Annotated in this window: 24 protein-coding genes; 18 read left to right on the forward strand and 6 right to left on the reverse strand. The window is 70.4% G+C overall.

What is annotated here, in order from left to right:
• Window positions 1-11 precede the first annotated feature (11 nt).
• The 6 genes from ACZ43H_RS14220 (at window position 12) to ACZ43H_RS14245 (ending at window position 4,843) form a co-directional block, all read left to right on the forward strand.
• Window positions 12-1,457: a hypothetical protein gene (locus ACZ43H_RS14220; RefSeq protein ID WP_464583808.1), complete on the forward strand. Its 1,446-nt coding sequence runs from the start codon at window positions 12-14 to the stop codon at window positions 1,455-1,457.
• Complete coding sequence (locus ACZ43H_RS14225; RefSeq protein ID WP_464583810.1) at window positions 1,454-1,606, forward strand: hypothetical protein; 153 nt, start codon at window positions 1,454-1,456, stop codon at window positions 1,604-1,606. The genes ACZ43H_RS14220 and ACZ43H_RS14225 overlap by 4 nt, the downstream gene beginning before the upstream one ends.
• A 100-nt stretch (window positions 1,607-1,706) precedes the next feature.
• On the forward strand, window positions 1,707-2,663 hold the full coding sequence (locus ACZ43H_RS14230) for an acyl-ACP desaturase (protein WP_464583812.1): 957 nt from the start codon (window positions 1,707-1,709) through the stop codon (window positions 2,661-2,663).
• Between the two features lie 241 nt (window positions 2,664-2,904).
• Complete coding sequence (locus tag ACZ43H_RS14235; protein WP_464583814.1) at window positions 2,905-3,051, forward strand: hypothetical protein; 147 nt, start codon at window positions 2,905-2,907, stop codon at window positions 3,049-3,051.
• A gap of 92 nt (window positions 3,052-3,143) precedes the next feature.
• On the forward strand, window positions 3,144-3,626 hold the full coding sequence (locus tag ACZ43H_RS14240; protein ID WP_464583816.1) for a cation:proton antiporter regulatory subunit: 483 nt from the start codon (window positions 3,144-3,146) through the stop codon (window positions 3,624-3,626).
• A gap of 8 nt (window positions 3,627-3,634) precedes the next feature.
• Complete coding sequence (locus ACZ43H_RS14245) at window positions 3,635-4,843, forward strand: cation:proton antiporter (protein ID WP_464583818.1); 1,209 nt, start codon at window positions 3,635-3,637, stop codon at window positions 4,841-4,843.
• A 53-nt stretch (window positions 4,844-4,896) separates the two neighbouring features.
• On the opposite strand, the gene ACZ43H_RS14250 is transcribed toward ACZ43H_RS14245, so the two are convergent.
• Entirely contained in the window at window positions 4,897-6,480 is a 1,584-nt protein-coding gene (locus ACZ43H_RS14250; RefSeq protein WP_464583820.1) for an alpha/beta hydrolase, read from the reverse strand.
• A 102-nt stretch (window positions 6,481-6,582) separates the two neighbouring features.
• On the opposite strand from ACZ43H_RS14250, the gene ACZ43H_RS14255 reads away from it, so the two are divergent.
• The 3 genes from ACZ43H_RS14255 to ACZ43H_RS14265 are packed head-to-tail and all read left to right on the forward strand — an operon-like array spanning window position 6,583 to window position 8,128.
• The gene (locus tag ACZ43H_RS14255) at window positions 6,583-7,317 is read left to right on the forward strand and encodes an AzlC family ABC transporter permease (protein ID WP_464583822.1); all 735 of its coding nucleotides are present in this window, start codon (window positions 6,583-6,585) and stop codon (window positions 7,315-7,317) included.
• On the forward strand, window positions 7,314-7,637 hold the full coding sequence (locus ACZ43H_RS14260; protein ID WP_464583824.1) for an AzlD domain-containing protein: 324 nt from the start codon (window positions 7,314-7,316) through the stop codon (window positions 7,635-7,637). Before ACZ43H_RS14255 ends, ACZ43H_RS14260 begins: the two co-directional genes overlap by 4 nt.
• A gap of 2 nt (window positions 7,638-7,639) precedes the next feature.
• Complete coding sequence (locus ACZ43H_RS14265; protein ID WP_464583826.1) at window positions 7,640-8,128, forward strand: ester cyclase; 489 nt, start codon at window positions 7,640-7,642, stop codon at window positions 8,126-8,128.
• Here ACZ43H_RS14265 and ACZ43H_RS14270 read toward each other — a convergent pair.
• Complete coding sequence (locus tag ACZ43H_RS14270) at window positions 8,053-8,505, reverse strand: group II truncated hemoglobin (RefSeq protein WP_464583828.1); 453 nt, start codon at window positions 8,503-8,505, stop codon at window positions 8,053-8,055. The two genes, ACZ43H_RS14265 and ACZ43H_RS14270, sit on opposite strands and share 76 nt — an antisense overlap.
• A 136-nt stretch (window positions 8,506-8,641) precedes the next feature.
• On the opposite strand from ACZ43H_RS14270, the gene ACZ43H_RS14275 reads away from it, so the two are divergent.
• From ACZ43H_RS14275 to ACZ43H_RS14295, 5 genes are all read left to right on the forward strand, one after another.
• Window positions 8,642-9,424, forward strand: a complete 783-nt coding sequence (locus ACZ43H_RS14275; protein ID WP_464583830.1) for a helix-turn-helix transcriptional regulator — start codon at window positions 8,642-8,644, stop codon at window positions 9,422-9,424.
• A 153-nt stretch (window positions 9,425-9,577) separates the two neighbouring features.
• Window positions 9,578-10,630, forward strand: coding sequence for a zinc-binding dehydrogenase (locus ACZ43H_RS14280; RefSeq protein ID WP_464583832.1), 1,053 nt, complete (start codon window positions 9,578-9,580; stop codon window positions 10,628-10,630).
• Between the two features lie 132 nt (window positions 10,631-10,762).
• On the forward strand, window positions 10,763-12,991 hold the full coding sequence (locus ACZ43H_RS14285) for a SpoIIE family protein phosphatase (RefSeq protein WP_464583834.1): 2,229 nt from the start codon (window positions 10,763-10,765) through the stop codon (window positions 12,989-12,991).
• Between the two features lie 164 nt (window positions 12,992-13,155).
• Window positions 13,156-13,290, forward strand: a complete 135-nt coding sequence (locus tag ACZ43H_RS14290) for a hypothetical protein (RefSeq protein WP_464583836.1) — start codon at window positions 13,156-13,158, stop codon at window positions 13,288-13,290.
• Window positions 13,291-13,347: 57 nt separating this feature from the next.
• Window positions 13,348-13,485, forward strand: coding sequence for a hypothetical protein (locus ACZ43H_RS14295; protein ID WP_464583838.1), 138 nt, complete (start codon window positions 13,348-13,350; stop codon window positions 13,483-13,485).
• Between the two features lie 783 nt (window positions 13,486-14,268).
• On the opposite strand, the gene ACZ43H_RS14300 is transcribed toward ACZ43H_RS14295, so the two are convergent.
• From ACZ43H_RS14300 to ACZ43H_RS14315, 4 genes are all read right to left on the reverse strand, one after another.
• Complete coding sequence (locus ACZ43H_RS14300; protein WP_464583840.1) at window positions 14,269-15,048, reverse strand: hypothetical protein; 780 nt, start codon at window positions 15,046-15,048, stop codon at window positions 14,269-14,271.
• A gap of 35 nt (window positions 15,049-15,083) precedes the next feature.
• Window positions 15,084-15,215, reverse strand: a complete 132-nt coding sequence (locus tag ACZ43H_RS14305) for a hypothetical protein (RefSeq protein WP_464583842.1) — start codon at window positions 15,213-15,215, stop codon at window positions 15,084-15,086.
• Between the two features lie 11 nt (window positions 15,216-15,226).
• The gene (locus ACZ43H_RS14310; RefSeq protein WP_464583844.1) at window positions 15,227-16,513 is read right to left on the reverse strand and encodes a helix-turn-helix domain-containing protein; all 1,287 of its coding nucleotides are present in this window, start codon (window positions 16,511-16,513) and stop codon (window positions 15,227-15,229) included.
• Between the two features lie 296 nt (window positions 16,514-16,809).
• The gene (locus ACZ43H_RS14315) at window positions 16,810-16,986 is read right to left on the reverse strand and encodes a hypothetical protein (protein ID WP_464583846.1); all 177 of its coding nucleotides are present in this window, start codon (window positions 16,984-16,986) and stop codon (window positions 16,810-16,812) included.
• A gap of 134 nt (window positions 16,987-17,120) precedes the next feature.
• Here ACZ43H_RS14315 and ACZ43H_RS14320 point away from each other — a divergent pair, with 134 nt between their 5' ends.
• The 4 genes from ACZ43H_RS14320 to ACZ43H_RS14335 are packed head-to-tail and all read left to right on the forward strand — an operon-like array spanning window position 17,121 to window position 23,689.
• Window positions 17,121-19,877: a type I restriction endonuclease subunit R gene (locus ACZ43H_RS14320; protein WP_464583848.1), complete on the forward strand. Its 2,757-nt coding sequence runs from the start codon at window positions 17,121-17,123 to the stop codon at window positions 19,875-19,877.
• The gene (locus ACZ43H_RS14325; protein WP_464583850.1) at window positions 19,874-21,136 is read left to right on the forward strand and encodes a restriction endonuclease subunit S; all 1,263 of its coding nucleotides are present in this window, start codon (window positions 19,874-19,876) and stop codon (window positions 21,134-21,136) included. Before ACZ43H_RS14320 ends, ACZ43H_RS14325 begins: the two co-directional genes overlap by 4 nt.
• The gene (locus ACZ43H_RS14330; protein WP_464583852.1) at window positions 21,133-23,400 is read left to right on the forward strand and encodes a GmrSD restriction endonuclease domain-containing protein; all 2,268 of its coding nucleotides are present in this window, start codon (window positions 21,133-21,135) and stop codon (window positions 23,398-23,400) included. The genes ACZ43H_RS14325 and ACZ43H_RS14330 overlap by 4 nt, the downstream gene beginning before the upstream one ends.
• The gene (locus ACZ43H_RS14335) at window positions 23,378-23,689 is read left to right on the forward strand and encodes a hypothetical protein (RefSeq protein WP_464583854.1); all 312 of its coding nucleotides are present in this window, start codon (window positions 23,378-23,380) and stop codon (window positions 23,687-23,689) included. Before ACZ43H_RS14330 ends, ACZ43H_RS14335 begins: the two co-directional genes overlap by 23 nt.
• Window position 23,690 lies beyond the last annotated feature (1 nt).

Here is a 23,690-nt window from a genome sequence, read left to right on the forward strand (position 1 = left end):
ATAGTCTTTGCATGCGTCTCTCCTTCCGCCGTCGGTCCGGCTGGCTGGCCCTGTCGACCGCGCTCACGCTGATGAGCGTCGGTGTCGGCGTCGCGACCGGTTCTCCCGCGGGCGACGGCCGCGGCGTCCCGCCCCACAACCGGTACGCCGGCCCGGACGGCACCGCCTCGATGCACGGCGACAGCTACTCGTCCGACACCACGCCGTACGCCGGCCCCGGCGCGGGCCCCTCGACACCCGTCGACGTCCCGCTCGGCGCCGTCTGCCCCACGATCCTCGCTGGGGCCGACGCGATGCCCCAGGCGTTGTGCACCGGGTACGCGGACCGGGCACCGACCCTCTACCTGCTCGACTCCGCGACCGGACTGCCGCTGGCGCACCTGGCGCTGCAGAAGGGCAGCCTGCTGGGCGGCGTGTACGCCTACGTCGACCGCCGCGGGCGGATGGTGACGGCCGACGGCTCCGGCGACCTGCTCTTCATCGCCCACCACCAGGACGCGACCGGGTGGCACCTCGACGTGCAGGACCGCGTCCCGCTGGGCCCGGCGTTCACGCGGGCGTGCGGGAGCCCGGGCTGCGACGCCGTCAGCACGGTCGCGCCCGGCTTCGACGGTCGGGTGTGGTTCGCGACCGCCGCCGGGCGCGTGGGCTACGCCGACCCCGGGACCGGCCGCGTGCGGATCCGTCTCCTCGGCCGTCACGAGATCGTCGCGAACTCCATCTCCACGGCGCCGAACGGGGTCTCGGTCGTGACCGACCACGCGACCTACCGGGTGCGCGCGGACACCGAGGGTGCGATCCGTCTCGACTGGCGCCGTCCCTACGACCGCGGCCGGGCCCGCAAGCCCGGGCAGCTGAGCCACGGCAGCGGGGCGAGCCCCACGTTCTTCGGGCCACGGACGGGCTTCGAGTACGTCGCGGTCACCGACAACGCCCGGCCCCGCGAGCACCTGCTCGTCTACCGGTCCGGCAGCGGCGACCGCGTGTGCTCGCTGCCGATCTTCGGACGCCGCAACAGCGGGACGGAGAACTCCCCGGTCGGATGGCGCCGCAGCGTCTACGTGGCCAGCACCTACGGCTATCCCTACCCCGCCACGCCGGACGGCGCCGGTCCGGCAGATCCGGCCACCGCGGACTTCGTGGGCGGCCTGCAGAAGGTGCACGTGGGTCCCAAGGGCTGCCACACGGTCTGGCGGAACCGCACCCGCTCGGCCGCGGTCCCCCGCCTCGCCCGGGGTGAGGCGCGGGCCGGCGTGCTCTACACGGTCACCCGGACCGATCCGGGGCCGACCTACCGGCTCGCCAGGATCTCGCCCCGCACCGGTGCCGTCCTCAGCTCCACGCCGCTGGGCAGCGGGCCGCAGGCCGACACGCTGCAGATGGTCGGCACGATCCTCCCGGACGGCAGCCTGCTGCAGGGTGACGTCGCCGGGCTCACGATGGTGCCGGCGTCATGACCGCGGAGACCCTGGAGAGCACGCACCGGGACGACCACGTCGCCCGACTCCAGCGGGAGCTCGACGAGCTGCTCGGTCGGCGCGCCGACCTCGAGGGCGTCAGCGGGATGGCCGACCTGCTCCGGCACGCGGTGTGCTGGTCGGCCTGACCGGCCCCGCGTCGCAGCCCCGCGTCGCAGCCCCTCGTCGCAGCCCCTCGTCGCCGGCTCGGCGTACGCTCCTCGAAGAGCCCACACCGAGGGAGCCCCCATGACGAGTGCACCGCACAACCTGCTGGAAGAGCTGGAGCCGGTCGTGGCCGAGAACCTCGACCGGCACCTGTCGATGGCGCAGGAGTGGCACCCCCACGACTACGTCCCGTGGAGCCAGGGCAGGGACTTCGCGTTCCTCGGCGGTGAGGACTGGTCGCCCGAGCAGTCCCAGCTCTCCGAGACGGCCAAGGCCGCGATGTTCACCAACCTGCTCACCGAGGACAACCTGCCGTCCTACCACCGCGAGATCGCGACCCGCTTCGGCCGCGACGGCGCGTGGGGCACCTGGGTCGGGCGCTGGACGGCGGAGGAGAACCGGCACGGCATCGCCATGCGCGACTACCTCGTCGTCACCCGCGGGGTGGACCCCGTCGAGCTCGAGCGGGCCCGGATGGACTACATGACCTCCGGCTACGACTCCGGCGACAAGACCGCGCTGGAGGCGGTGGCCTACGTGTCCTTCCAGGAGCTGGCCACCCGGGTCTCGCACCGCAACACCGGCAAGGTGACCGGCGACCCGGTCGCCGACAGGTTGCTCGCCAGGATCTCGAAGGACGAGAACCTCCACATGGTCTTCTACCGCAACATCGTCGCCGCGGCCCTGGAGATCGCGCCCGACGCGACCATGCGGGCGATCGCCGACGAGGTCATCGGCTTCGAGATGCCCGGCGCCACGATGGCGGGCTTCCGGCGCAGCTCGATGATCATCGCGAAGGCCGGCATCTACGACCTGCGCCTGCACCACGACGACGTGATCATGCCGGTGCTGCGGCACTGGCAGTTCTTCGACCGGACCGGGCTGGGCCCCGAGGGCGAGCAGGCCCGTGAGGAGCTGGCGTCGTTCCTCGAGGCGCTGGACGCACAGGCCACGAAGTTCGTCGACCGTCGCGCCGAGAACCGCGCCCGCCAGGCCGCCCGCAACGGTGGCGCCCCCGACAGCGACATCGCCTCCTGACGGCAGCACCCCGTTGCCGGTCGCGCGGCCAGGCGGCCGCGCCGCCGTTTCGCCGCACCGCGCCACGGGTAGGGCCCCCGCATGTCGCCCACCGCACGCAAGACGCCTCGGTCGACGACTTCTGCACCGCTGTCGGGAACCTGCAGCGCTTCCCCGACGACGCGGAGAAGCAGTACGACGGGCTGGCGGACGTGGGACGCCCGACGACGCCTCCGACGATGAGCGCAACGGCCTCGAGGTCGTGCTCGACCACGCCGACGACGGCGAGTTCCTCAGCCCCACCCAGCCGGGGTCGGAGGAGAAGCTGGACGGAGGCGACCGGGACGACTTCGAGGCCTTCAAGAAGTACGTCTACGACACCTGCGTCGCCGTCGACCTCCCCGACTGACGGGTCCCTCGACCCGCACACCCGTTGCGTCCCGGGCCGCCGATAGCCTGCACGCGACGCCGGGCGACCGCCGCGCGGCTGGAGAGGCAACCGTGGATGTCGAGGAGACGCGCCTGCCGGGGATCGGCCTGCGGCACGACTTCGTGACCGAGCAGGGCCGTCGGGTGGGCGTCGTGTCGTTGCGCACCGGGGCACGTCACCTGGCGCTCTACGACGCGCACGACCCCGACTCGGTGGCGGCCGAGATCGAGCTGTCCCCCGACGAGAGCCAGGTGCTGGCCGAGTTCCTGGGCGCCCCCAAGGTCGTGGAGCGGCTGGCTCGGCTGCGCGAGCAGGTCGAGGGACTGGCCACCGCGGGGCTGCCGATCCGCGACGAGTCGCCGTACGACGGCCGCACCCTCGGCGACGCCGCCATCCGGACCCGGACCGGGGCGTCGGTCGTGGCCGTGGTCCGCGGCGACGACGTCACCCCGTCGCCGACCCCGTCGTTCGTCTTCCGGGCCGGTGACCGGGTCATCGTCGTCGGGACCGAGGACGGGGTCAGCGCGGTCGAGGCCCTGCTGACCGCCGGCTGAGGCGCGGTTTGGACCACACAGCCCGCCTGCTGCTGGAGCTCGGCGCCGTCCTGTTCGGCCTGGGCGTGGTGGGTCGGCTCGCCGGCCGGATCGGGATGTCACCGATCCCCCTCTACCTGCTGGCCGGCCTGGCGTTCGGCGTCGGTGGCATCCTCCCCCTCGAGGCGCCGTCGGCGTTCTTCACCACGGGCGCGGAGATCGGCGTCGTCCTGCTGCTCCTGATGCTCGGCCTGGAGTACACCGCCGACGAGCTCGTCGTCAGCCTGCGCCAGCAGGCGCCGGTGGGGGTGCTCGACCTCCTGCTCAACGGCCTGCCCGGCCTGGCGGTGGCGCTGGTCCTGGGCTGGGGGCCGACGGCGGCGTTCGCGATGTTCGGCGTCACCGCGATCAGCTCCTCGGGGATCATCTCCAAGGTCCTCACCGACCTCGGCCGGCTCGGCAACCGCGAGACCCCGACGATCCTGGGCATCCTGGTGATCGAGGACCTCGCGATGGCCGTCTACCTGCCGGTACTGACCTCGATCGTCGCGGCGTCGACCGTCGGCACGATGGTCACCTCGGTGACGATCGCCCTGGTCACGCTCGCCGTCGTGCTGACCCTCGCGCTGCGGCACGGCGCGCTGGTCAACCGCGTCGTGATGTCGCGGTCCAACGAGGTGCTGCTGCTCAAGGTCCTCGGGCTGGCTCTGCTGGTCGCGGGCGCGGCCGAGGCGGTGCACGTGTCCGCGGCGATCGGCGCGTTCCTGCTGGGCATAGCCCTGTCGGGCCGGATCGCGGAGCGGATCGTCGAGCTGCTGGGCCCGCTGCGCGACATCTTCGCCGCGGTCTTCTTCGTGTTCTTCGGCCTCTCCACCGACCCCGGTGAGCTGGGCTCCGCACTGGTGCCCGCGATCGTGCTGGCGGTCCTGGGCACCGCCACCAAGGTGGCCACCGGCTGGTTCGCCGCGAAGCGTGCGGGCATCGGTCCCTCCGGGCGGGTGCGGGCCGGCGCGGCACTGATCCCGCGCGGCGAGTTCTCGATCATCATCGCCGGGCTGGTCGGGAGCTCGGTCGCGCCGTCGTTCGCGCCCACCGTCGCGGCGTACGTCCTGATCATGGCCGTGGTCGGCCCGCTCGCGCCGCGTGCGGCTGACCCGCTCGCCCGACGGCTCGGCCGGCGGGCGGCCGCGCGCGAGGCGGAGCGACGGCGGACGGCCGACACCGACCTCGCCTCCTGACCGCTCCGACGCCGCAGCGGGCGGCCCGAGGTCGGGCCGGGGTCAGGCCGGGGTCAGGCCGAGGTCACCAGGAAGGTCGACGCGTCGGGCAGCGGCTCGAGCACGATGCCCGAGCCCGGCAGCAGCAGCCCCACGGTGGCACTGGCCACCACCCGGCCGGTGGGTGCCGTCCGGGCGACCTCGACCGCCAGGTCCACCCCAGGCCCGGTGGCCGCCATCCCCCCGGCCGAGACCTCGGCGACGGACACCCCGACGGCGGCGCGGACGCCGTCGACCAGACCGGCCTTCGCCGCGCGGACGGCCGTGGCCGGACCGTCGAAAAGCACGACGTCCTCGCCGCCCGGTCCGGTGCGGCACCGCCCTCCGGCGCGCACCAAGGCCTCGAGGACCAGGGCTGCGTCGGGGCCGTGCGGGACCGCGACGGCGGCCAGCACCCGGTGGTGGGCGCCGGCCCGCTGCGAGGCCACGAACGGGCCGATCGCGTCGATCAGCTGCTGCGGGTCGCCGGACACGAAGTGGTCGGCCCCCTCCAGGACCTCGACCGCGGCGCCGGGGATCCGCTGGGCGATGTACTCCGACTCCTCGGAGGAGACCAGCGCGTCGTCCCTGCGGTGCAGGACCAGGGTGGGCACCCGCACGGTGGGCAGCACCTCGCGCACGTCGACGAGGTCGTTCATGTTGATCAGGGCGCGCACCGTGCCCGGTGTCGCTGCCGCCCGCATCCGCCGGCCCCACCACTCCTGCATCGCGCGGTCGGCCGACGGTGCCCGCATGAGCATGTCCGTCTCCCAGTCCCACCCGGTGACCAGCCGCTCGACGTACCGCTCGCGCTCCTCCGGGGTCCGGCCCCACGGGTAGTCCGGCGCCCAGGCCCGTCGGGCGTAGCTGGCGTAGAGCACCAGCGAGGAGACCCGCTGCGGGTGCATCGCCGAGAACAGGACGGCCATCGGGCCACCCTCGGAGTAGCCGATCACCACGGCCCGCTCGGAGCCCACCGCGTCCATCACCGCCAGCACGTCGTGCATGCGGGTCTCGAGGTCCGGCACCCCGGCCGGCCGGTCGGACATGCCCGTGCCGCGCTTGTCGAAGCGGATCAGCCGGCCCATCTCGCCGAGGCTGTCGAGGAAGTGGGCGTGCCGCGGATCGTCCCAGTCCAGCTCGAGGTGGGAGATGAAGCCGGGGATCAGCACGATGTCGATGTCACCGCCGCCGGTCACCTGGTAGGCGATGTGCAGCCCGTCGCTGACCGTGTGGTGCACCGGCGGACGCGCCTTCCGGGGCTCCGCCGATCCCGGAGGGGGTGGGCTCGTCGAGGACTCTGCCGTCGGCTCGGTGACCTCGGCGACGAAGCGGTAGCCGCGCCCGTGCAGGGTCCGCACGAAGCGCTGGGCCTGACCGTCGTCACCCAGGGCCCGGCGTACCTGCTTGATGCGGCTGGTCACCGCCGTCTCGCTGACGAACCGGCCGCCCCAGACCGTGTCCATCAGCTCCTCCTTCGGCACCACCCGGTCCCGGTGCGCGACGAGGTGGACCAGCACGTCGAAGGCCTGCGGCTCGAGGGGTACGGCGTGCCCGTGGCGGCGCAGCTCGAACAGGGTCGTGTCGAGCTCGAACTCGCCACCCAGCAGCAGGGACACCCGGCCATCGTGACACGCGGCGATCCGCTTCTCCACGGCCTCTTCACGATCTCGTCAGGCCACCACCAAGGACTCCCCGAGCCGCCCGGCCACGGTGGTGACATGACCACCACCTCACTGACCCGGGTCGCCGGCCGCGACCGCGCGCGGCCCCCGTCGCGGGCCGCGCAGCTGCGGACGGCCGCCGTCCGCGACATCGCAGCCCTCTCGCCGGGGGTCGTCCCCTTCGGCCTGATGCTGGGCATCACCGTCATCAGCACCGGCACCGGCTCGCCGGCGGCCCTGTTCGGTGCGGCGTGGGTGTTCGGGGGCAGCGCCCAGCTGACCACGATCACCGTCCTGCACCTCGGCGCGGGCCTCCTCGCCGCCGTCCTGTCCGGGGCCGTCGTGAACGCCCGCATCCTGCTCTACGGAGCCGCGCTCGAGCCCAGCTTTCGCGGCCAGCCACGGTGGTTCCGGATGCTCGCCCCGGCGTTCATCCAGGACCAGACCTACCTGTCGGCGACCGGCCGTCCGGGCCTGACCCCCGCCGAGTTCCGGCGGTACTGGGGCTGGCTGGGCGGCTCGTTGCTGGTCGTGTGGACCGGCTCGGTCGCCGTCGGCCTGCTCGTGGCCCCGGCGTTGCCCCCGCTCCCGCACCTGGCCCTGGTCGGAACCGCGCTCTTCATCGCCATGCTCGTCCCGCGGCTGGTGGGCACGCCCGCGGTCGTCGGCGCTGCGGTGTCGGCCCTGACCGCGATCGCGGCGGCCCGGGCGCTGCCCGAGGCGGGCATCCTGGTCGGGACCGCCGCCGGCGTCGTGGCCGCGACGCTCGCCAGTGGTCGGAGCCGGTCATGAGCACACCGATGCTCGCGATGGTCGTGCTCGGCGCGGTGTGCTGGGTCTTCCGCATCCTCTTCATCGCCCTCGTCCCGGCCGGGCGCCTCCCGCAGCGGGTCAGGGACGCGCTGACCCACCTCGCTCCCGCTGTCATGGCCGCCCTCGTGGCGGTCGAGCTGACGGGCATGACGTCAAGCTCCGACGCCGGCACGTCGGTGCTGGTCCTCCTCGTCGCCGCGGCCGTGGCGGTCGCGGTCCGGCTGACCGGCAGCCTCGCGCTGGCGATCGGGCTGGCCTCGGTGTCCGTACTCCTCCTCGACCTGGTGGTGCTCTCGTGAACGTGAACCTGCCCGCACTGCTGCGGCTGTGGGCCGAGCCGGCCAGCGAGGAGTCGATGCACGCCGGCTTCGCCCGGTGGTACGCCGACCCGGTGCGCGTGAACGGCACACCCGTGCGCGTCACCGACCTGGTCGCGCGGGCCCAGGCCCTCCAACGCGGCCTCGCCGACATGCGGCACGAGATCGTCGAGCACGTCGAGCAGGGTGACAAGGTCGTCTTCGCCTTCGTGCTCCACGGGCTCCACCGCGGCCGGCTGGCCACCCCGCTCGGCGAGGTCCCCGCCACGGGCCGCGCGGTGGCCGTCCGCGGCATGGACGTGCTCACGTTCACCGACGGCCGGATCAGCGACATCACGGTCGTGGTCGACGAGCTCGGGCTGGTGACCCAGGTCGGGGCCCTCCCCGCGCTACGCGGTCAGACGACCGGACCGTCCCAGGACCAGTGCGGCAGCGTCTCCCCCGCCGGCACGTCGTCCGGGGAGTCCGGGTAGGCCGCCATCCGCGCCGTCCCCCAGCGGAAGTAGTCCGCCAGCGCCGTCCTGAGCCGCTCGTCGTCGGCCAGCCCCGCGTCGACGAGCGCGGCCTCGAAGCAGCCGATCGCGAGCTCGTCCAGCTCGCGGTGCTCACCGTTGCCCGCGTGCAGCCGCAGCACGTGGCTCTCGTCGCCCATCGTGGCGGTGTAGTCGCGCGGCCCGCCGAGCGCCTCCGCCCAGTACGCCGCCAGCCGCTCGAGGTGCTGCGGGTGCTGGCCCGGGTGCCCGAACGGGTGGCTCGCGACCGGGTCGGCCAGGCAGCGCTCGTGCCAGGCGTGCGCCAGCCGGAGCAGCGCGTCGTACCCGCCTGCTGCCTCGTAGATCGTCCGCTTCATCCCTCGATGGTCGTCCACGCCGCCGGCGACCACAACGGGTCGGTCCCGTGGAGGCTGCCGCGCGTCGGAGTTGCAGCCGGCCCGGGACCGACGGACACTGGCCCCCTTCTGATGTCGCGGGGAGAAGGTGTCACACGTGGGGAGCAGGGCCTCGGGTCCGCGGATCGGTGTCGGCCTCGGCCCCCGCAACCGCATCCCGGAAGCCGCCCGGCAATCGGTCCTCGACTCCGCGGCGATGCTCCAGGTGCGTCGCAGCGAGACCGCCGCCCTGGTGAGCCGTGGACCGGTCCCCGGCGTCTCGCTCGTCGGGAGCAACCCCGAGGACGTCAACCGCTGGATGATCGATGCCTCCGGCGGCTGGCGCGAGCTGCTCTCGGTGCGTCCTGCGGCCACGGCCACCCAGCTGCGCCTCAGCCTGCCCAACAACCGGGCCAGGGTGGAGGGCGGCCTCCGGATGACCAGCATCTTCGACGCCGACGGGCTCGAGCTCGACGCCCGCCTGCTGCTGGCCAACGAGGCGCTCGGGGACTACCGGTTCAGCGTCGCTCCGGTGCAGATGAAGATCGTGGACCGTCGCTACGTGCTGCTCCAGGGGCCGGTCGTCGACGGTGAGTCCAGCGTGATGGCGGTCAGCTCGGGGCCGTGCCTCGACGCCGCCTGGCGCTACTGGCACGCCTCCCTCGACTCGTCGTTCCCCGCCATCGAGGGGGTGGGCACGCTCGGCGAGCTCACGCCCCGGCAGCGGCAGGTGGTGGCCCTGATGATGAACGGCGTGGGCGACGAGGCCATCGCGGAGACCCTGGCGGTGAGCGTCCGCACGGTCCGCGCCGACGTCGCTGCCCTGCTCGCCAAGCTCGGTGTGCGCTCCCGGTTCGCGGCCGGCGCCCGGCTGCAGCTGTGGCTGTCGCAGGAGGACTGACCCGGCGGCTTGCAGGACCCTGCAACCCGCGTGACAGCCGACCCCCTCCCCCTGTCTGATGTCCGCCGGCGCGTCGGTCGACCGTGGGGGAGCCGACCGGCGCGCCTGCGTCCGTGGGTCGCTCGCGCCGGTCTCCCCGACCGGGGTGCGAGCATGACCGCCATGCGTGCCGTCGTCTTCGACCAGTTCCGCGGTGCCGTCTCGGTGCATGACGTGCCGGACCCCGTCCCTCCCGCCGGTGGCGTGGTCGTGCGCGTCCACGCCACCGGGCTGTGCCGCAGCGACTGGCACGGGTGGGCCGGCCACGACCCCGACGTACCCCTCCCCCACGTGCCCGGCCACGAGCTCGCCGGCACCGTCGCCGCCGTCGGCGAGGGCGTGCGCCGCTGGTCGGTGGGCGACCGCGTCACCGTGCCGTTCGTGTGCGGGTGCGGCGTGTGCGCGTGGTGCCGCAGCGGCGACGCCCAGGTCTGCCCGGACCAGACCCAGCCGGGGTTCACGCACTGGGGCTCCTGGGCCGAGCTGGTCGTGCTGCACGCCGCCGACACCAACCTCGTCGCCGTGCCCGACCAGGTCAGCGACGCGGCGGCCGCCAGCCTCGGTTGCCGGTTCGCGACCGCCTACCGCGCCCTCACGGCCCGGGCCCGCGTCGTCGCGGACGAGTGGGTCACCGTGGTCGGCGCCGGCGGGGTCGGGCTGAGCGCCGTGATGATCGCGGTGGCCGCGGGCGCCCGGGTGGTCGCCGTCGACCGCACTCCGGCGGCCCTCGAGGCGGCCAGGAGCCTCGGCGCCGACCACGTCGTGCTGGCCGACGGGTCCGACGTACCCGCCCGGGTCCACGACCTGACGGGGGGCGGCAGCCACGTCGCGCTCGACGCGGTCGGCTCGCCGGCCACCAGTGCCGACGCCGTCCTGAGCCTGCGCCGGCGCGGACGGCACGTCCAGGTCGGCCTGCTGCCGGGCGTCGAGGGCCACCCCGCGGTGCCCATGGACCGGGTGATCGGCTGGGAGCTCGACCTGCTCGGGAGCCACGGCATGGCGAGCACCGACTACCCGCAGCTGCTCGAGCTCGTCGAGCGGGGCTCCCTGCAGCCGCAGCGGCTCCTCGAGCGGACCATCGGGCTGGAGGAGGCCGCGGCCAGGCTGCCGGCACTCGACACCGCGTCGCCCGTCGGGATCACGATCCTGGACCCGCGGCTGCCGTAGCAGCCGGTCACGCCGACCCCGCACCGGCCGCCGGAGGCGGAATCTCGGGACCTCCGGCCCGGTACGCCGGGCCGTGCCCCGACCCATGCTCGGGGGGACGGCACGCCAGCCAGGCGTGCATGAGGAGTGCTCATGCCCGACATCCCGGACGTGGACCTGTCCAGCTGCGATCGAGAGCCGATCCACATCCCCGGCGCCATCCAGCCGCACGGGGTCCTGCTCGGCCTGTCCCAACCGGACTTCGTCGTACGCGTCGTGTCGGCGAACTGCAGGTCCCTGGTGGGGCGCGAGCCCGAGGAGGTCCTCGGCCGCCGCATCGACCACGTCATCCGCGGGGACCTGGTGCGCGAGGACCTGATCCGGTCCACGCCACCGGAGGACCTGTCCGAGCGCTACCCCGTGCTCACGACCCTGGTGGTGGACGGGGACGCCATCCCGGTCGACGCCGAGTTCCACCATTCGAACGGCCTGCTCCTGGTGGAGATCGAGCCTGCACCCGGACCCATCGCCCTGCACCGGTCCTACCGGGTCACCCGGGCAGCAGTGGCACGCATCAACCGTGCCGTAGGGCTCAAGGAGCTCTACGGGGTCGCGGTCGAGGAGATGCGTCGGCTCACCGGGTTCGACCGGGTGATGGTCTACCGCTTCGACGACGACTGGAACGGTGACGTGGTCGCCGAGGACCGGGCCGAGGGGCTCAACAGCTTCCTCGGGCTGAGGTACCCCGCCTCGGACATCCCCGCTCAGGCCCGGGAGCTCTACCGCACGCACTGGCTCCGGCTGATCGCGGACGTCGACTACGAACCGGTGCCGCTGGTGCCGCCGATCAGCCCCGTCGACGGTGAGCCGGTCGACCTCAGCGACTCCACCCTGCGCAGCGTCTCCCCCATCCATGTCGAGTACCTGCGCAACATGGGCGTGACCGCCTCCATGTCGGTCTCCCTGCTCGATCGGGGCCGGCTGTGGGGGCTCATCGCCTGCCACCACTACTCGGGTCCGCACCGTCCTCCCCTCGAGGTCCGCGCTGCGGCCGAGCTCCTCGGCCAGACGCTGTCCCTCCGGCTGGCCCAGGCGGCCGAGCAGGAGGAGGAGCGTCGGACCTTCCGCGCTCACACGATCCTCGCGTCCCTGATGTCGGCAGCGCTCGACGAGAGCCGGCCGGCGCTCACATGCCTGACCCGACGTCCTCACGACCTGCTGGACCTCACCAGGGCGACGGGTTGTGCGCTCCTCGTGGACGGCCTGGAGTCCACGGTCGGGCTCACCCCGCCACGGTCCGCGACCCGGGCCCTGGTCGACCTCGCCGCCGAGGGTGGCCACGAGGTCCTCGCGCTGGACCGGGTTCCGGAGGTCCTCCCGGACCTGGCCGCGCACCGGGCCGTCGCGTGTGGTGCGCTGGTGATGCGACCCTCGGAGATGCAGTACGTCGTCTGGTTCCGGCCCGAGCTGGTGCAGACCGTCTCGTGGGGCGGCGACCCGGCCAACGTGGCCATCGCCCGGAACGAGGGTGACGAGGTCCGGCTCAGCCCCCGCAAGTCCTTCGAGGTCTGGCAGGAGAAGGTGCGCGGTCGCAGCGAGCCCTGGGCGCCGGTCGACGTCTCCCTGGCCGCCGAGCTCAGGCACGACCTGATCGACGCCCTGTACGCCCGCTCCCGGCGGCTGGCGTCGACCGCCACGACCCTGCAGCGGAGCCTCCTGCCGGCGCAGCTGCCCCCGGTGCCCGGCTGGAGCCTCGCGGTCGACTACCGACCGTCGGTCGGGGACGACGTGGGCGGCGACTGGTACGACGTCCTGGTGCTGGCGTCCGGCCAGGTCCTGTGCGCGCTCGGCGACGTGGCCGGGCACGGCGTCGCCGCAGCAGGCAGCATGGGGCAGCTGCGCAACGCCCTGCGCGCCTACGCCGTGGAGCAGGGAAGCCCGGGCAGCGTCCTGGAGCGGCTCGGGCGACTGGCCGACGAGCTGCTCCCGGAGGTGCTCGCCACCGCGACGGTCGTGCTGCTCGACCCGGAGACAGGTCTGGCGTCCATCGCCTCCGCGGGGCACCCGCCGGCCTGCCTGGTCTCCCCCACCGGCGAGGCCCGGCTGGTGCCGACCCGCCAGTCCGCCCCCCTGGGGGTCGTCCCGGGCGACGCGATCGAGGAGACGATGACGCTGGTGGAGCCCGGGGGCATGCTGGTGGTGTACTCCGACGGACTGATCGAGCGCCGTGACGAGGACGTCGACCGCGGCCTGGCGCGGCTGGTCGCGCTGTCCGGTGGCCAGCTCGGTGCCACGCAGCTGTGCACCCGCCTGATCGAGGAGTGTCGGGACCCGAAGCAGGACGACGACGCCACCGTGCTGGTGCTGCGCCGGGACCGGTGAGCGGGCACGAGACGAAACAGGCTGGCCTGCCGCGAGCGGCCGCCAACCGCCACCCCCGTCAGGACGCGAACCGTCGCGCCACCTCGCAGAGGTTCGCGTCGCCCAGGTGGCCGTGACCGACGTACACCTCGTCGACGAGCACGTCGTGGTCGTGTCGCCTCCGCGTGCCACCCGATGCCCCCGTCACCCAGCACTGGGCGGCCACCGTCCACGACCGTGACACCCACGCGTTGCTGCGCGAGGTCCCACACCTGTTCCGGCCCCACCCACCCATCCCGGCCCTGTTCGACAAGGCGTGACGCCTTCCCGACACAGAGACCTGACCAGCGAGCGAGTGGCCTCTAGTGTCTGGGCCCATGAGTCGCAGCAAGACGTCCACGGAGCACGACGCCCTGAGTCACTGGGTACGGCGGCATCCGGTCATGGCCGTTCTCATCGTCCTGGCTCTCATCGCCGTCGGCCTGACGTTCCGCTTCCTCAAGGCCACGACGTAGCACTCCCTGCGGACCAGACCAGCGGAGCTGCCCGGGACCTGCGGTGATGTTCGACCTACACGTTGAAGCGGAACGACAACCCCTGGTGTCGGGTGTTGAAGGTCACCGTTGGTTGAGACTGGGAAACGCGGTCTGACCTGCGGAAACGTGCTCGCGGGACCGTTGGACGTCGTTGGCGAGAATCGGTCTCGGCCGGACTTCTTGCGGACTATTTGCGGACCAATGAGGACGCTGGGGGCGCGTCAAGGCGGGCTCGATCTCGCCAGTAGACGGGTCGACGCTTGGCGTGAGCCACGGCCACGATGGTCAGCCGTCATGGTCAACGAAGTAGACGACCCTATAGGGGAAGCCGGTCACGCCCTTCGAGCGCACGACCGGCTCGCGCTCCCAGCCACGCCACGTCGCCCACGCCGCGGGGTCATCGACGGCAGCGTCGATGGCTGTACGGACCGCTTCCGCAAAGCGGCCACCTACGCCAGTCTCGCGGGCGCCGCACCTGCGAGGTGGCTCACGTGGTCGTCTCCGACCACAACGAGACGTTTGCCTCCGTGCTCACCGACCCTGATCGGTCGAGTGGACCCGGCGGCCGCGGACCGTCTGCTGCGGGCGGGCTCCCACCTCCGCATGATGTGCCGGCTCCCTTCCCGGAAGCCGTCCTTACGGCCACCAACTTCCACCGCTGGTGGGTCGTTGTACTGCCTCCAGCCGCCGACCGCAACAACCCGTGCTTCGGCAGCCGGGCAGGACCGGTGCGGGGCGGGTTGAGGCGGTGGTGACCGGGCGTCAACGTGCGGGTCGCGCGACTACCTCCGCCACGAGCGCCCGGACTCTCGCTGCAACGTTCTTGGGCACCTGAGCATCACGGTACGGGTTGCGGGCCGGGGTGGCGAAGCTGCGGTGTAGGACACGGGATGCGTCGAGACCGGACCCGCCCAGAGGCCATTTCTCGGCCTTCACTCCGGCGGCGTAAGCGACCTCCAGGAGCCGCCAGATGTCGACGGCGTCCCGGGCCGCGAACCGTCCCGCCCACGCTGCGGCTTTCATGCACAACGCGGAGATGGGGTCGGGAAGCGCCAGCTGAGCGGTGACCGTCGTACCGGACGTCAACTGCACGTCAATGTCGACGACGACCGGCTCGCGGGCCAGAGCGATCCCCAGACCCGGCACTTCGTCGACGACAAGGTCGCCGTGCTCCTGGTTGGTTAGCATCTTTGCGTCGTACGCGGGCGCGAGAACGTCGACCACCAACTGCAGCGTTCCGCGCTCGTCGGGCAGGGGCCGCTCGAATCGGTTCCCGTGGGTGCGCTGATATCCACGGCCCTCGAGCGCTGCGGGCAATCGCGGGTCGGCGACGACCTCGTACCCGACCCCGAGGTCGGCGTCGGCGGTGTCTCGGGGCGGGATGCCGGTGACCTGGTACGCCGCGACGAGCAGCGTCACGCAGTTCCCGCCGACGAGGCGGTACGGCACGTCGAGCTCGGCTGTCACGGAGGCGATGTCGGCGGCCGCAAGGTACGCCGCATCGGTTGACCGGGACGTCGACAGCAGGTCGAGATGGATCACGTCTGCTTCCTCGCAGTCCGCCGGGGGTTGCGACGTCACCAGATCCCCCACCGCGTGCTGCTGCTCGCGCTGGTGCTCCTGTTCACGGTGCTGCTGCTCGTGGTGTTGCTCGCGATCATGCTCGTCATCTTGTTCACGAACCGGTTCGCGCGCAGGTTCTCGACCATGTTCCACCTCGTCACAGGGGCCCACCGCTCCCTCGGTCACCCTGACCGCTCTCCCGGTCACCGTGGCCGAGCTGGGCGAGGGCCTCGTCAAGCAGGTACTTCCGCAGGTGATGTGCAGCCTGGTCGGCATCAGTGACAGCGGCGCCGATCGGGTGGGTGAGGTCCCACAGGATCTGGAAAGGGTCGGCCAGACGCCGCCCGTCCAGCGCCCGCCACATTCGGGGCACGAGCCACACGCCTGGGTCTGCGGGGACGACGAGTTGGATGGTGGCCTCTTCCGGCGAGGCTGGTGTCAGGCCGACCTGCTGGAGGTCCGCACCGACCGGGGTATAGACAATTGCCACGTTCGCGCGTGCCCACGGCGCGATTCGGTCCGCAGCAACTAGCCCGGACAGCGCCGGGGCGGTCCGGTTCGCCATCAGCTGACTGGAACCGGCGGCGGCGGCGCTAGCGGCGGTGGCGGTGGCGTCGAGGAGATCGAGAACCCGGTCGGCGGTCTGCGCGGCCTGCTCGAGGCCGTACCAGTAGGTGCGAGTGCCGCCCGGACCGCGGTACGTGGTCAGCCAGTGGTCGAGAAGGTCACCCCAGCCGGCCGCCTCCCACCGATAGGGCTGCACACCGCGGTGACGGACCAGACCTTCCCATCTTAGTTTCCGCAACGTCTGGGAGATCCGCGGCTGGCTGAGGCCGGTCGACTGGGCGAGCTCGGCCTGGGTGAACTGCTGCCCGGTGAGCAGGGCGCGGATCACCTGCCCGACCCCGTACGCCGGGCGTCCCTTTCTGCTGGTCTTGCGCTTCCCCGTCCCAGCCGGCCGGGTTCCCAGATGCAATCCCCCCGAACCCAGCGGCTGGTCCGGCGGTTCGGAGGCATGGGAGCGCTCAGGTTCGTCCGGCTCCCCGAGGAGCAGCCAGCGGCCGTCGGGCAGGGCAAGCGCGCCGGTCGGCCCGTCGGCCCGGTTGGGGTTTGTGGCGATGACCGACCAGCCATGCTCGCGCGCCACCGCGCGCGCCTGCTCGCTGATGCTCGGCGCGATCGCGAGCACCCGACGCGAGCGGAGGCTCGGCGCGGCCTTGCGAATGATGTTCGGCGTCAGGGTGCGATCCCATGCCTTGACTTCCACTGTCCACGTCTCCCCCGACGGCAGACTCACGGAAAGGTCCGGCCTCAGATCGGCTGACCCTGACTCGCCGACAATGGGACCGTCGGTGGACTCGTCGGGGTGCGTGGTGAGCTCGACCTGGTTCGGGCCGAGTTGGCGCACGGCGACGCCTGCGCTGATCAGCGCCGCGATCCACACATCACTCGATATAAGCAAAAGTCACCCTCTCTGACATTTGTTTATATTGGCAGGTCAGAGAGACATCTGCAGGGATCTGCGGCAGCGTGCCCCTTGAGTGTGGCATACCCACGAGGTGCATGTTCAGGCAGCGACGGCCATTGGGTACACGTTGCGCGCATCGGCTGCGGGAGCGGTAAGACCGGTACCTGCCGGTGACGTCGACGTCGACGGCCCACTCAGCGGCCATCGCAGCGCGCAGGGTCCTACCGACCTCGTGCTGCCACCAGGCTGCCAGCGACGGGCGCGCGGCACAGCTATCCCATATCGCCGCGCAGCGCCACGGTGGCCACGTCGGCGGTCATCCAGCTCACGTCGACGACCGGCTGCCCGTCGAGGTCGCTGAGCGCGACCACTTCGACGTCGGTGCGACGAAGTCCGGGCAACGTCCGCCACCAACCACAACGCATCAGATCAGTCTCGGGAAGCGCCATCACACCTTCCAGCCTGGTCGGGGACAAAGAACCAGCATCCACCGGCAGGAGACTTTGAGGGGGCTTGGGTACACGGCCGCGAGTAGTCGTTCCACCTCTGCGAGGCACACCACACGGATAACCTACGAGGCATCATGAACCTCGGGGATGACGCCAACCGCCTTGCCGCGGAGGCGCGTGCCCGCGTGCTCATCGACCGACAGCTCACCGACGCGGGCTGGTCGGTGCAGGACAGCAGGTCGCTCAACCTGTTCGCGGCGCAGGGCGTCGCGCGGCGCGAGGCGACCATGGCGACCGGGCACGGTCGAGCCGACTACCTGCTCTACGTCGACCAGAGGGTCGTCGGGGTGATCGAGGCCAAGCCCGAAGGCACTCCCCTGAGTGGTGTCGAGTGGCAGTCCGCGATGTACGCGGAAGGGCTCCCGGCGGACGTCAGGTTGGCGGCCCAGACCAAGGACGGCCGGCTCCCGTTCGTCTTCGAGGCCAGTGGCACCGAGACCCACTTCACCAACGGCTTCGACCCCGAGCCGCGGGCTCGCCGAATCTTCAACTTCCCCAAGGCAGCCACCCTCGCCAAGACCCTGCGAGCGAAGGACGAGGAACACCCGACCTGGCGGGGCAAGGTCACCGCGATGCCACCGCTGGACACCATCCCCCTACGGCCGGCACAGATCGAGGCCATCAACGGCGTCGAGCAGAGCCTGCGCGAGCAGCGCTACGACCGGAGCCTCGTTCAGATGGCGACCGGCGCCGGCAAGACCTACGCGGCCGTGACGCTGTCCTACCGGCTGCTGAAGTTCGGCGGCTTCGACCGCATCCTGTTCCTGGTCGACCGCAACAACCTGGCCAAGCAGACGATGGCCGAGTTCGAGAACTACCGCACCCCCGACGACGGCCGCCGCTTCACTGAGCTCTACAACGTAAACCGTCTCAACCGCGGCCCGATGCCGGAGTCGACGGCCCTCGCTATCTCCACCATCCAGCAGGTATTCAAGGCGCTGCGCAACGAGGAGGTCGGTGAGAGCGACGACCCCGAGCTGGACGGCTGGGTGCCCGACACTCCGGTCACGGTCGCCTACAACTCCGACATCCCACCGGAGACGTTCGACCTGATCGTCGTCGACGAGGCCCATCGTTCGATCTACGGCCAGTGGCGCGGCGTCCTGGAGTACTTCGACGCCCATGTCGTCGGCCTCACGGCGACCCCCGGCAAGCAGACCTTCGGGTTCTTCAAGCAGAACCTCGTCTCGGAGTACACCTATCCCCAGTCGGTGGCCGACAACGTCAACGTCGACTTCGACATCTACCGGATCAAGACCCAGATCAGCGACCAGGGTTCGACGATCGAGGCCGGGACGGTCGTCCCGAAGGTCGACCGGCGCACCCGCGCCCAGCGCTACGAGGCGTTGGACGAGGACCTCGAGTACACCAGTGGCCAGCTCGACCGTGCGGTGACCGCGACCGACCAGATCCGCACCGTGCTGGAGACCTTCCGGGACAAGCTCTTCACCGAGATCTTCCCGGGACGGTCGACCGTGCCGAAGACCCTCATCTTCGCCAAGGACGACGCCCACGCCGAGGAGATCGTCACCCAGGTACGCGAAGTGTTCGGCAAGGGCAATGACTTCGCCGCCAAGATCACCTACACCGCCCGCAATGCCGATCAGCAGCTCGCCGCGTTCCGCACCAGCCCGGCACTCCGGATCGCGGTCACCGTCGACATGATCGCCACCGGAACTGACGTGAAGCCGCTGGAGTGCGTGTTCTTCATGCGCGACGTGCGCTCGCCGCAGTACTTCGAGCAGATGAAGGGCCGTGGCGCCCGCACCATCCCGTCAGCCGACTTCCAGGCAGTCACCCCCGACGCCAAGCAGAAGACCCGCTTCGTGCTCATCGACGCCATCGGGGTCACCGAGCACGACTTCGTCGAGCCGCCGCTCAACCGCGAGAAGTCTGTCAGCCTCCAGAAGCTGCTGGAGAAGGCAGCCAACCTGACCATCACCGAGGACGAGGCGGCAACCCTCGCATCACGACTCGCCGCCCTCGAGCACCAGCTGACTCCCGAGGAGCGCACCGAGCTCGACTCGGTTGCCGGAGGGTCTGTGCGGAAGGTGGTCCGGCACCTCGTCGATGCCGTCGACCCCGACCGGCAGGCCGAAGCAATCGAGGGTGTCGAGGACCCGGACGCAGTCCGTCAGCAGCTGATCATCGACGCCGTGAAGCCACTCGCATCCAACCCTGACCTGCGCGCCCGCATCCTCGAGCTCCGCCGCACCCACGACCGAGTGGTCGACGAGGTCTCCGCCGACGTACTGCTCGACGCGTACGGCGTGGTCGACCCCAGCCAGGCAACATCCGTCGTCGAGTCCTGGCGCGCCTACCTCGACGAGCACCGCGCCGAGATCACCGCGATCCAGCTCCTCACCGAAGCCAAGGAACGCCGGATCTCCTTCAGCGACATCAAAGAGCTAGCCGACCGCATCGCCCGCCCGCCCTACAACTGGACGCCCGACATCATCTGGAACGCTTACGTCGCCCTCGACCCACAGTTCGCCACTAAGTCCGACCACCGCACGTTGACCGACCTCGTCTCGCTTGTCCGATTCACCGTCGGTGTCGACGACAAGCTCATCCCCTACGTCGAACGCGTAAAGGAGCGATACGCCGCTTGGCTGGCCCAGCAAGAGCAAGCCGGCGTGACGTTCACGGACGCAGAGCGGTGGTGGCTCGACAACATGGTCAAGGTGATCGCCAACTCAGCTGGCATCCGCACCGAAGACCTCGACGACGCCCCCTTCACCGAGCGCGGCGGCACCGACGGCGCCCTCCGGGACCTCGGCGACCGCGCGGCCGAGCTCATCGACGAACTGAACTCGGAACTCACGGCATGACGTGGTCAGAAGTTCCGCTGGACGCCGTAGCCGAGATCCAGGGCGGTATCCAGAAGCAACCCAAGCGTGCACCCCGGGACAACGCTTTTCCATTCCTTCGGGTTGCGAACGTGACGGCGTCCGGCCTAGACCTAGAGGACGTTCATGAGGTGGAACTCTTCGACGGTGAACTCGACCGCTTTCGCCTCCAGCGAGGCGATCTCCTGGTCGTCGAGGGCAATGGGTCGGCGAGTCAGATAGGCCGCGCCGCAGTCTGGGACGGCTCGATCAAGGATGCGGTCCACCAGAACCACCTCATCCGTGTACGGCCAGCGCCCGACCTCGATGAGCGCTACCTCGGCCTGCTCTGGAACTCCCCAACGATTCGGGACGAGCTCTCGCGAGTCGCCAGCTCGACGAGTGGCCTCCACACACTGAGCGTCACCAAGCTCAAGCGAATCATGCTCCCCCTTCCGCCGCTCGATGAGCAGTGCCGCATCGTCGACCTGCTCGAAGACCATCTCTCCCGCCTGGATGCCGCCGAGAGCTACCTGAAGTCTGGGCTCCGCCGGGCGCAGGTATGGCATCAGCAACTCCTCGCAAACACGCTCTGGTCAGCCGACTACCCGCTCGCGCGGATCGGGAACTTGCTGCGCGAGCCGATGCGGAATGGGCGGTCGGATCGCGCTGCAACCGGCGGCGAAGCTGGCGTTAGGTCACTGACGCTCACTGCAGTCACCAAGAACGCGTTTACAGAGGCGAACACGAAGGTCACTGTCACGGCTCCGGACCGGGCGCGTGACCTGTGGCTCGAGCCCGGAGACGTGTTCGTCCAGCGGTCCAACACCCCTGCGCTGGTTGGAACCACTGCCCGATACGACGGCCCGCGCGAATGGGCGATCTTCCCCGATCTCTTGATCCGACTACGCGCTGACGAGGACCAAATTGACGGCAGATTCCTCGCAGCGGCGCTGCAGTCCAAGCCCGGCCACGACCAACTTCGGCGCAAGGCCAAGGGCCTTGCGGGGTCTATGCCCAAAATCGATCAGGCCGCGATCGCGGACACTACGATCCCGCTCCCGCCCGTCGACGTACAGCAGCAGATGCTGGCGATTATCGAAGAAGCGGCGGAAGCACTGACGGTGCTGCGAGCCGAGTTGGCATCGGCACAGAGCCGTTCGCGAGCTCTCCGCCGGGCATTACTCGAAGCCGCATTCTCGGGGCGCCTCACCGGCGCTGCGTCAGAGCCCTCGCAGGCCGAGGAGATGATCACCGCATGAGAGCCGGAGACGAGCTGCTTGGAGCAGTCTTCAACAAGGACCACCGCTATGTGATCCCGATCTTCCAGCGACCTTACGTATGGGACGAGGAGGAGAACTGGATTCCCCTGTGGGACGACATCCGCAAGGCCGCCGAGTCCGCGGAGACACAGTCGGAGGAGGGAGACGACGAGGACGCTCAGGAGTACTTCCTTGGCGCCCTCGTGACCCAGCATCGCAGCCCGATCCCGCGGCGCACGCCCACCTCCATGGTGATCGACGGACAGCAGCGGATGACGACCTTCCAGGTGTTCCTGGCCGCCGCTCGACGTGTGGCCTTGGAGTTCGGAGCACTGCATGCCGCCGACAGCTTCGCGGCCCTAGTGCGTAACCGGGTGAGCGTCGACAGCGACCATCCAGAGGACCGGCTCAAGGTCGCACCCCTCACGCATGACTTGCGCGGCTTCGAATGGGCCGTACGCGAGCCCGACGACGTCTCTTCGCCCCCGAACGTTGGCCACAAGCTCGTTCGGGCATCTCTCTGGTTCGAAGACGCCGTCCGCGACTGGGTCAAGGAATCTTCCTCGGCCAGCGACCGGCTCGACTTCCTCCACTTCGCCGTCGAGAACCGCATCAAGGTGGTCAGCATCTTCCTCGACGCGAGAGACGACCCGCAGGTCATCTTCGAAGCCCTCAACCACCGTGGCGTACGACTGGACGCTGCCGACCTCGTCAAGAACCTGCTCTTCCAGATGCTCGAACGCCAAGGTGACCACCACCTTGAGCATGAACTGCTCAACGACCACTGGTGCGTGCTCGATAGCGGGCATTGGCGCGAGGAGGTGACCACGGGCCGCATCAAGCGAGTGCGGGTCGACATCCTCCTGGCCTACTGGCTGAGCGCGCAGCGTGGCGAGGAATCCTCGGCCGAGCACCTCTTCGAGGACTTCAAGCGCTGGATGCGTGCATCACACGCGAGAGCCGCTGACGTGATCCGGGATATCCGCGTCTACGCCGACACGATGGACCGGTTGCAGCGGCTTCCGATGAGTTCCCCAGTCGCACAGGCTCTCGACCGGTTGGACGCCACAAAGACCACCACGCCGTGGCCGCTGATCCTGTTCCTTCACGCCTCCTCAGAGGTCCCCGAGGATCAGGCCGTCATCGGCACGCTCGCGATCGACTCCTTCCTCATGCGCCGGGCGATCTGTCGCATGACCACCAAGGACTACAACCGGTTGTTCGGCACCCTCCTGGGCGCGATCAAGGCCGGCGATGTCACCCGGTCTGGCGACCTGCTCGTCACGGGTCTGGCAAGCCAGACAGCCGAGAGCCGGATCTGGCCGGACGACTCAGCGTTCATCAGCGGGCTGATGAACAGCGACCTCTACAACGATCTCGTGCGCGCCCGTCTGCGCACCCTGCTGGTGGGACTCGAGAACCACCTGATCACGAGCCGGGCCGAACCCACCCTGCCTCACCGAGCAGCGAGCAAGGCCCTCACGATCGAGCACGTCATGCCGGTGAAGTGGGAAGAGAACTGGTCGTTGCCGGAGGGCGTGCCAGGGTCGGCGATCGAGCGACGCAACAACTCGATCCACCGCCTCGGCAACCTGACCCTGGCCACGCAGAGCCTCAACTCATCGCTGAGCAACCAGGCCTGGAGCAAGAAGCGGCACACGCTCCAGACCCACAGCCTTGCCCGTTTGACGACCGGATCGATTCTGACCTTCCCTGAAGGTGTCGGCAACTTCACCCAGGACGAATGGGTCTCGGCGTGGGACGAGGACCGGATCGGTCTCCGGGAGTTGGCTCTGATCAGGTGCGCGCTCGCTGCTTGGCCCCGGCCGAGTGAGCCCGATGCCGACTTCGTCGACTTGGAAGTCTTCCAGGTGGCGGAAGCCAGCAAGGTCGCTGAGGCCAGCAAGGTAGCGGAATCACTCCGGGTCGCCAGGACACGTACACGAACGGAAAACCCTGTGCACGGCGATCTGATGCCGCTGATCGTGCGCGGGCTCGTGGTCCCCGGAGACCGGCTGCGCCATAAGAAGGTGCGATCCGGCGCGGAGTTCCATGCCACAGTGACCGGCTCTGGCGGTCTGGACACCTCGGCGGGCCACTTCCGTGCCCCGTCATCTGCGCTGACCAAGCTTGTCGGCAGCTCGCGCAATGGCTGGACTGATTGGACGCATGTCCCCACCGGGAAGACCCTCGCCGAGCTTCGAGAGATGCTGCGCGACTCGCTGCGGGACGGAGCAGAGGATGACGGAGAAGCTGATGGATGACACGACGTTCGCCATGGAGGGGTACACGATCGACCTGGATGAGCTCTATCGAGCGATGTACGCGCAATCTGTAGTTGAGGGTGGCATCCGTGTCTTCCACGGCAACAGCAACGATGTGCGCGCAGTGAAGCGCCTTCTCCATGACCTCTTCGATGTCCCGGTGCGCGACACGATGCATCCCGTGAACAACCGCATCCGCAAAGAGGCGGAGATCCGAATGGCCGCTCTGGGCTGGGCGACCAAGGACCCCGGGCATTCGGCCCGCTACGAGCTCCACCGAAAGATGTGAC

This window comes from Nocardioides sp. DN36 (assembly GCF_055380375.1).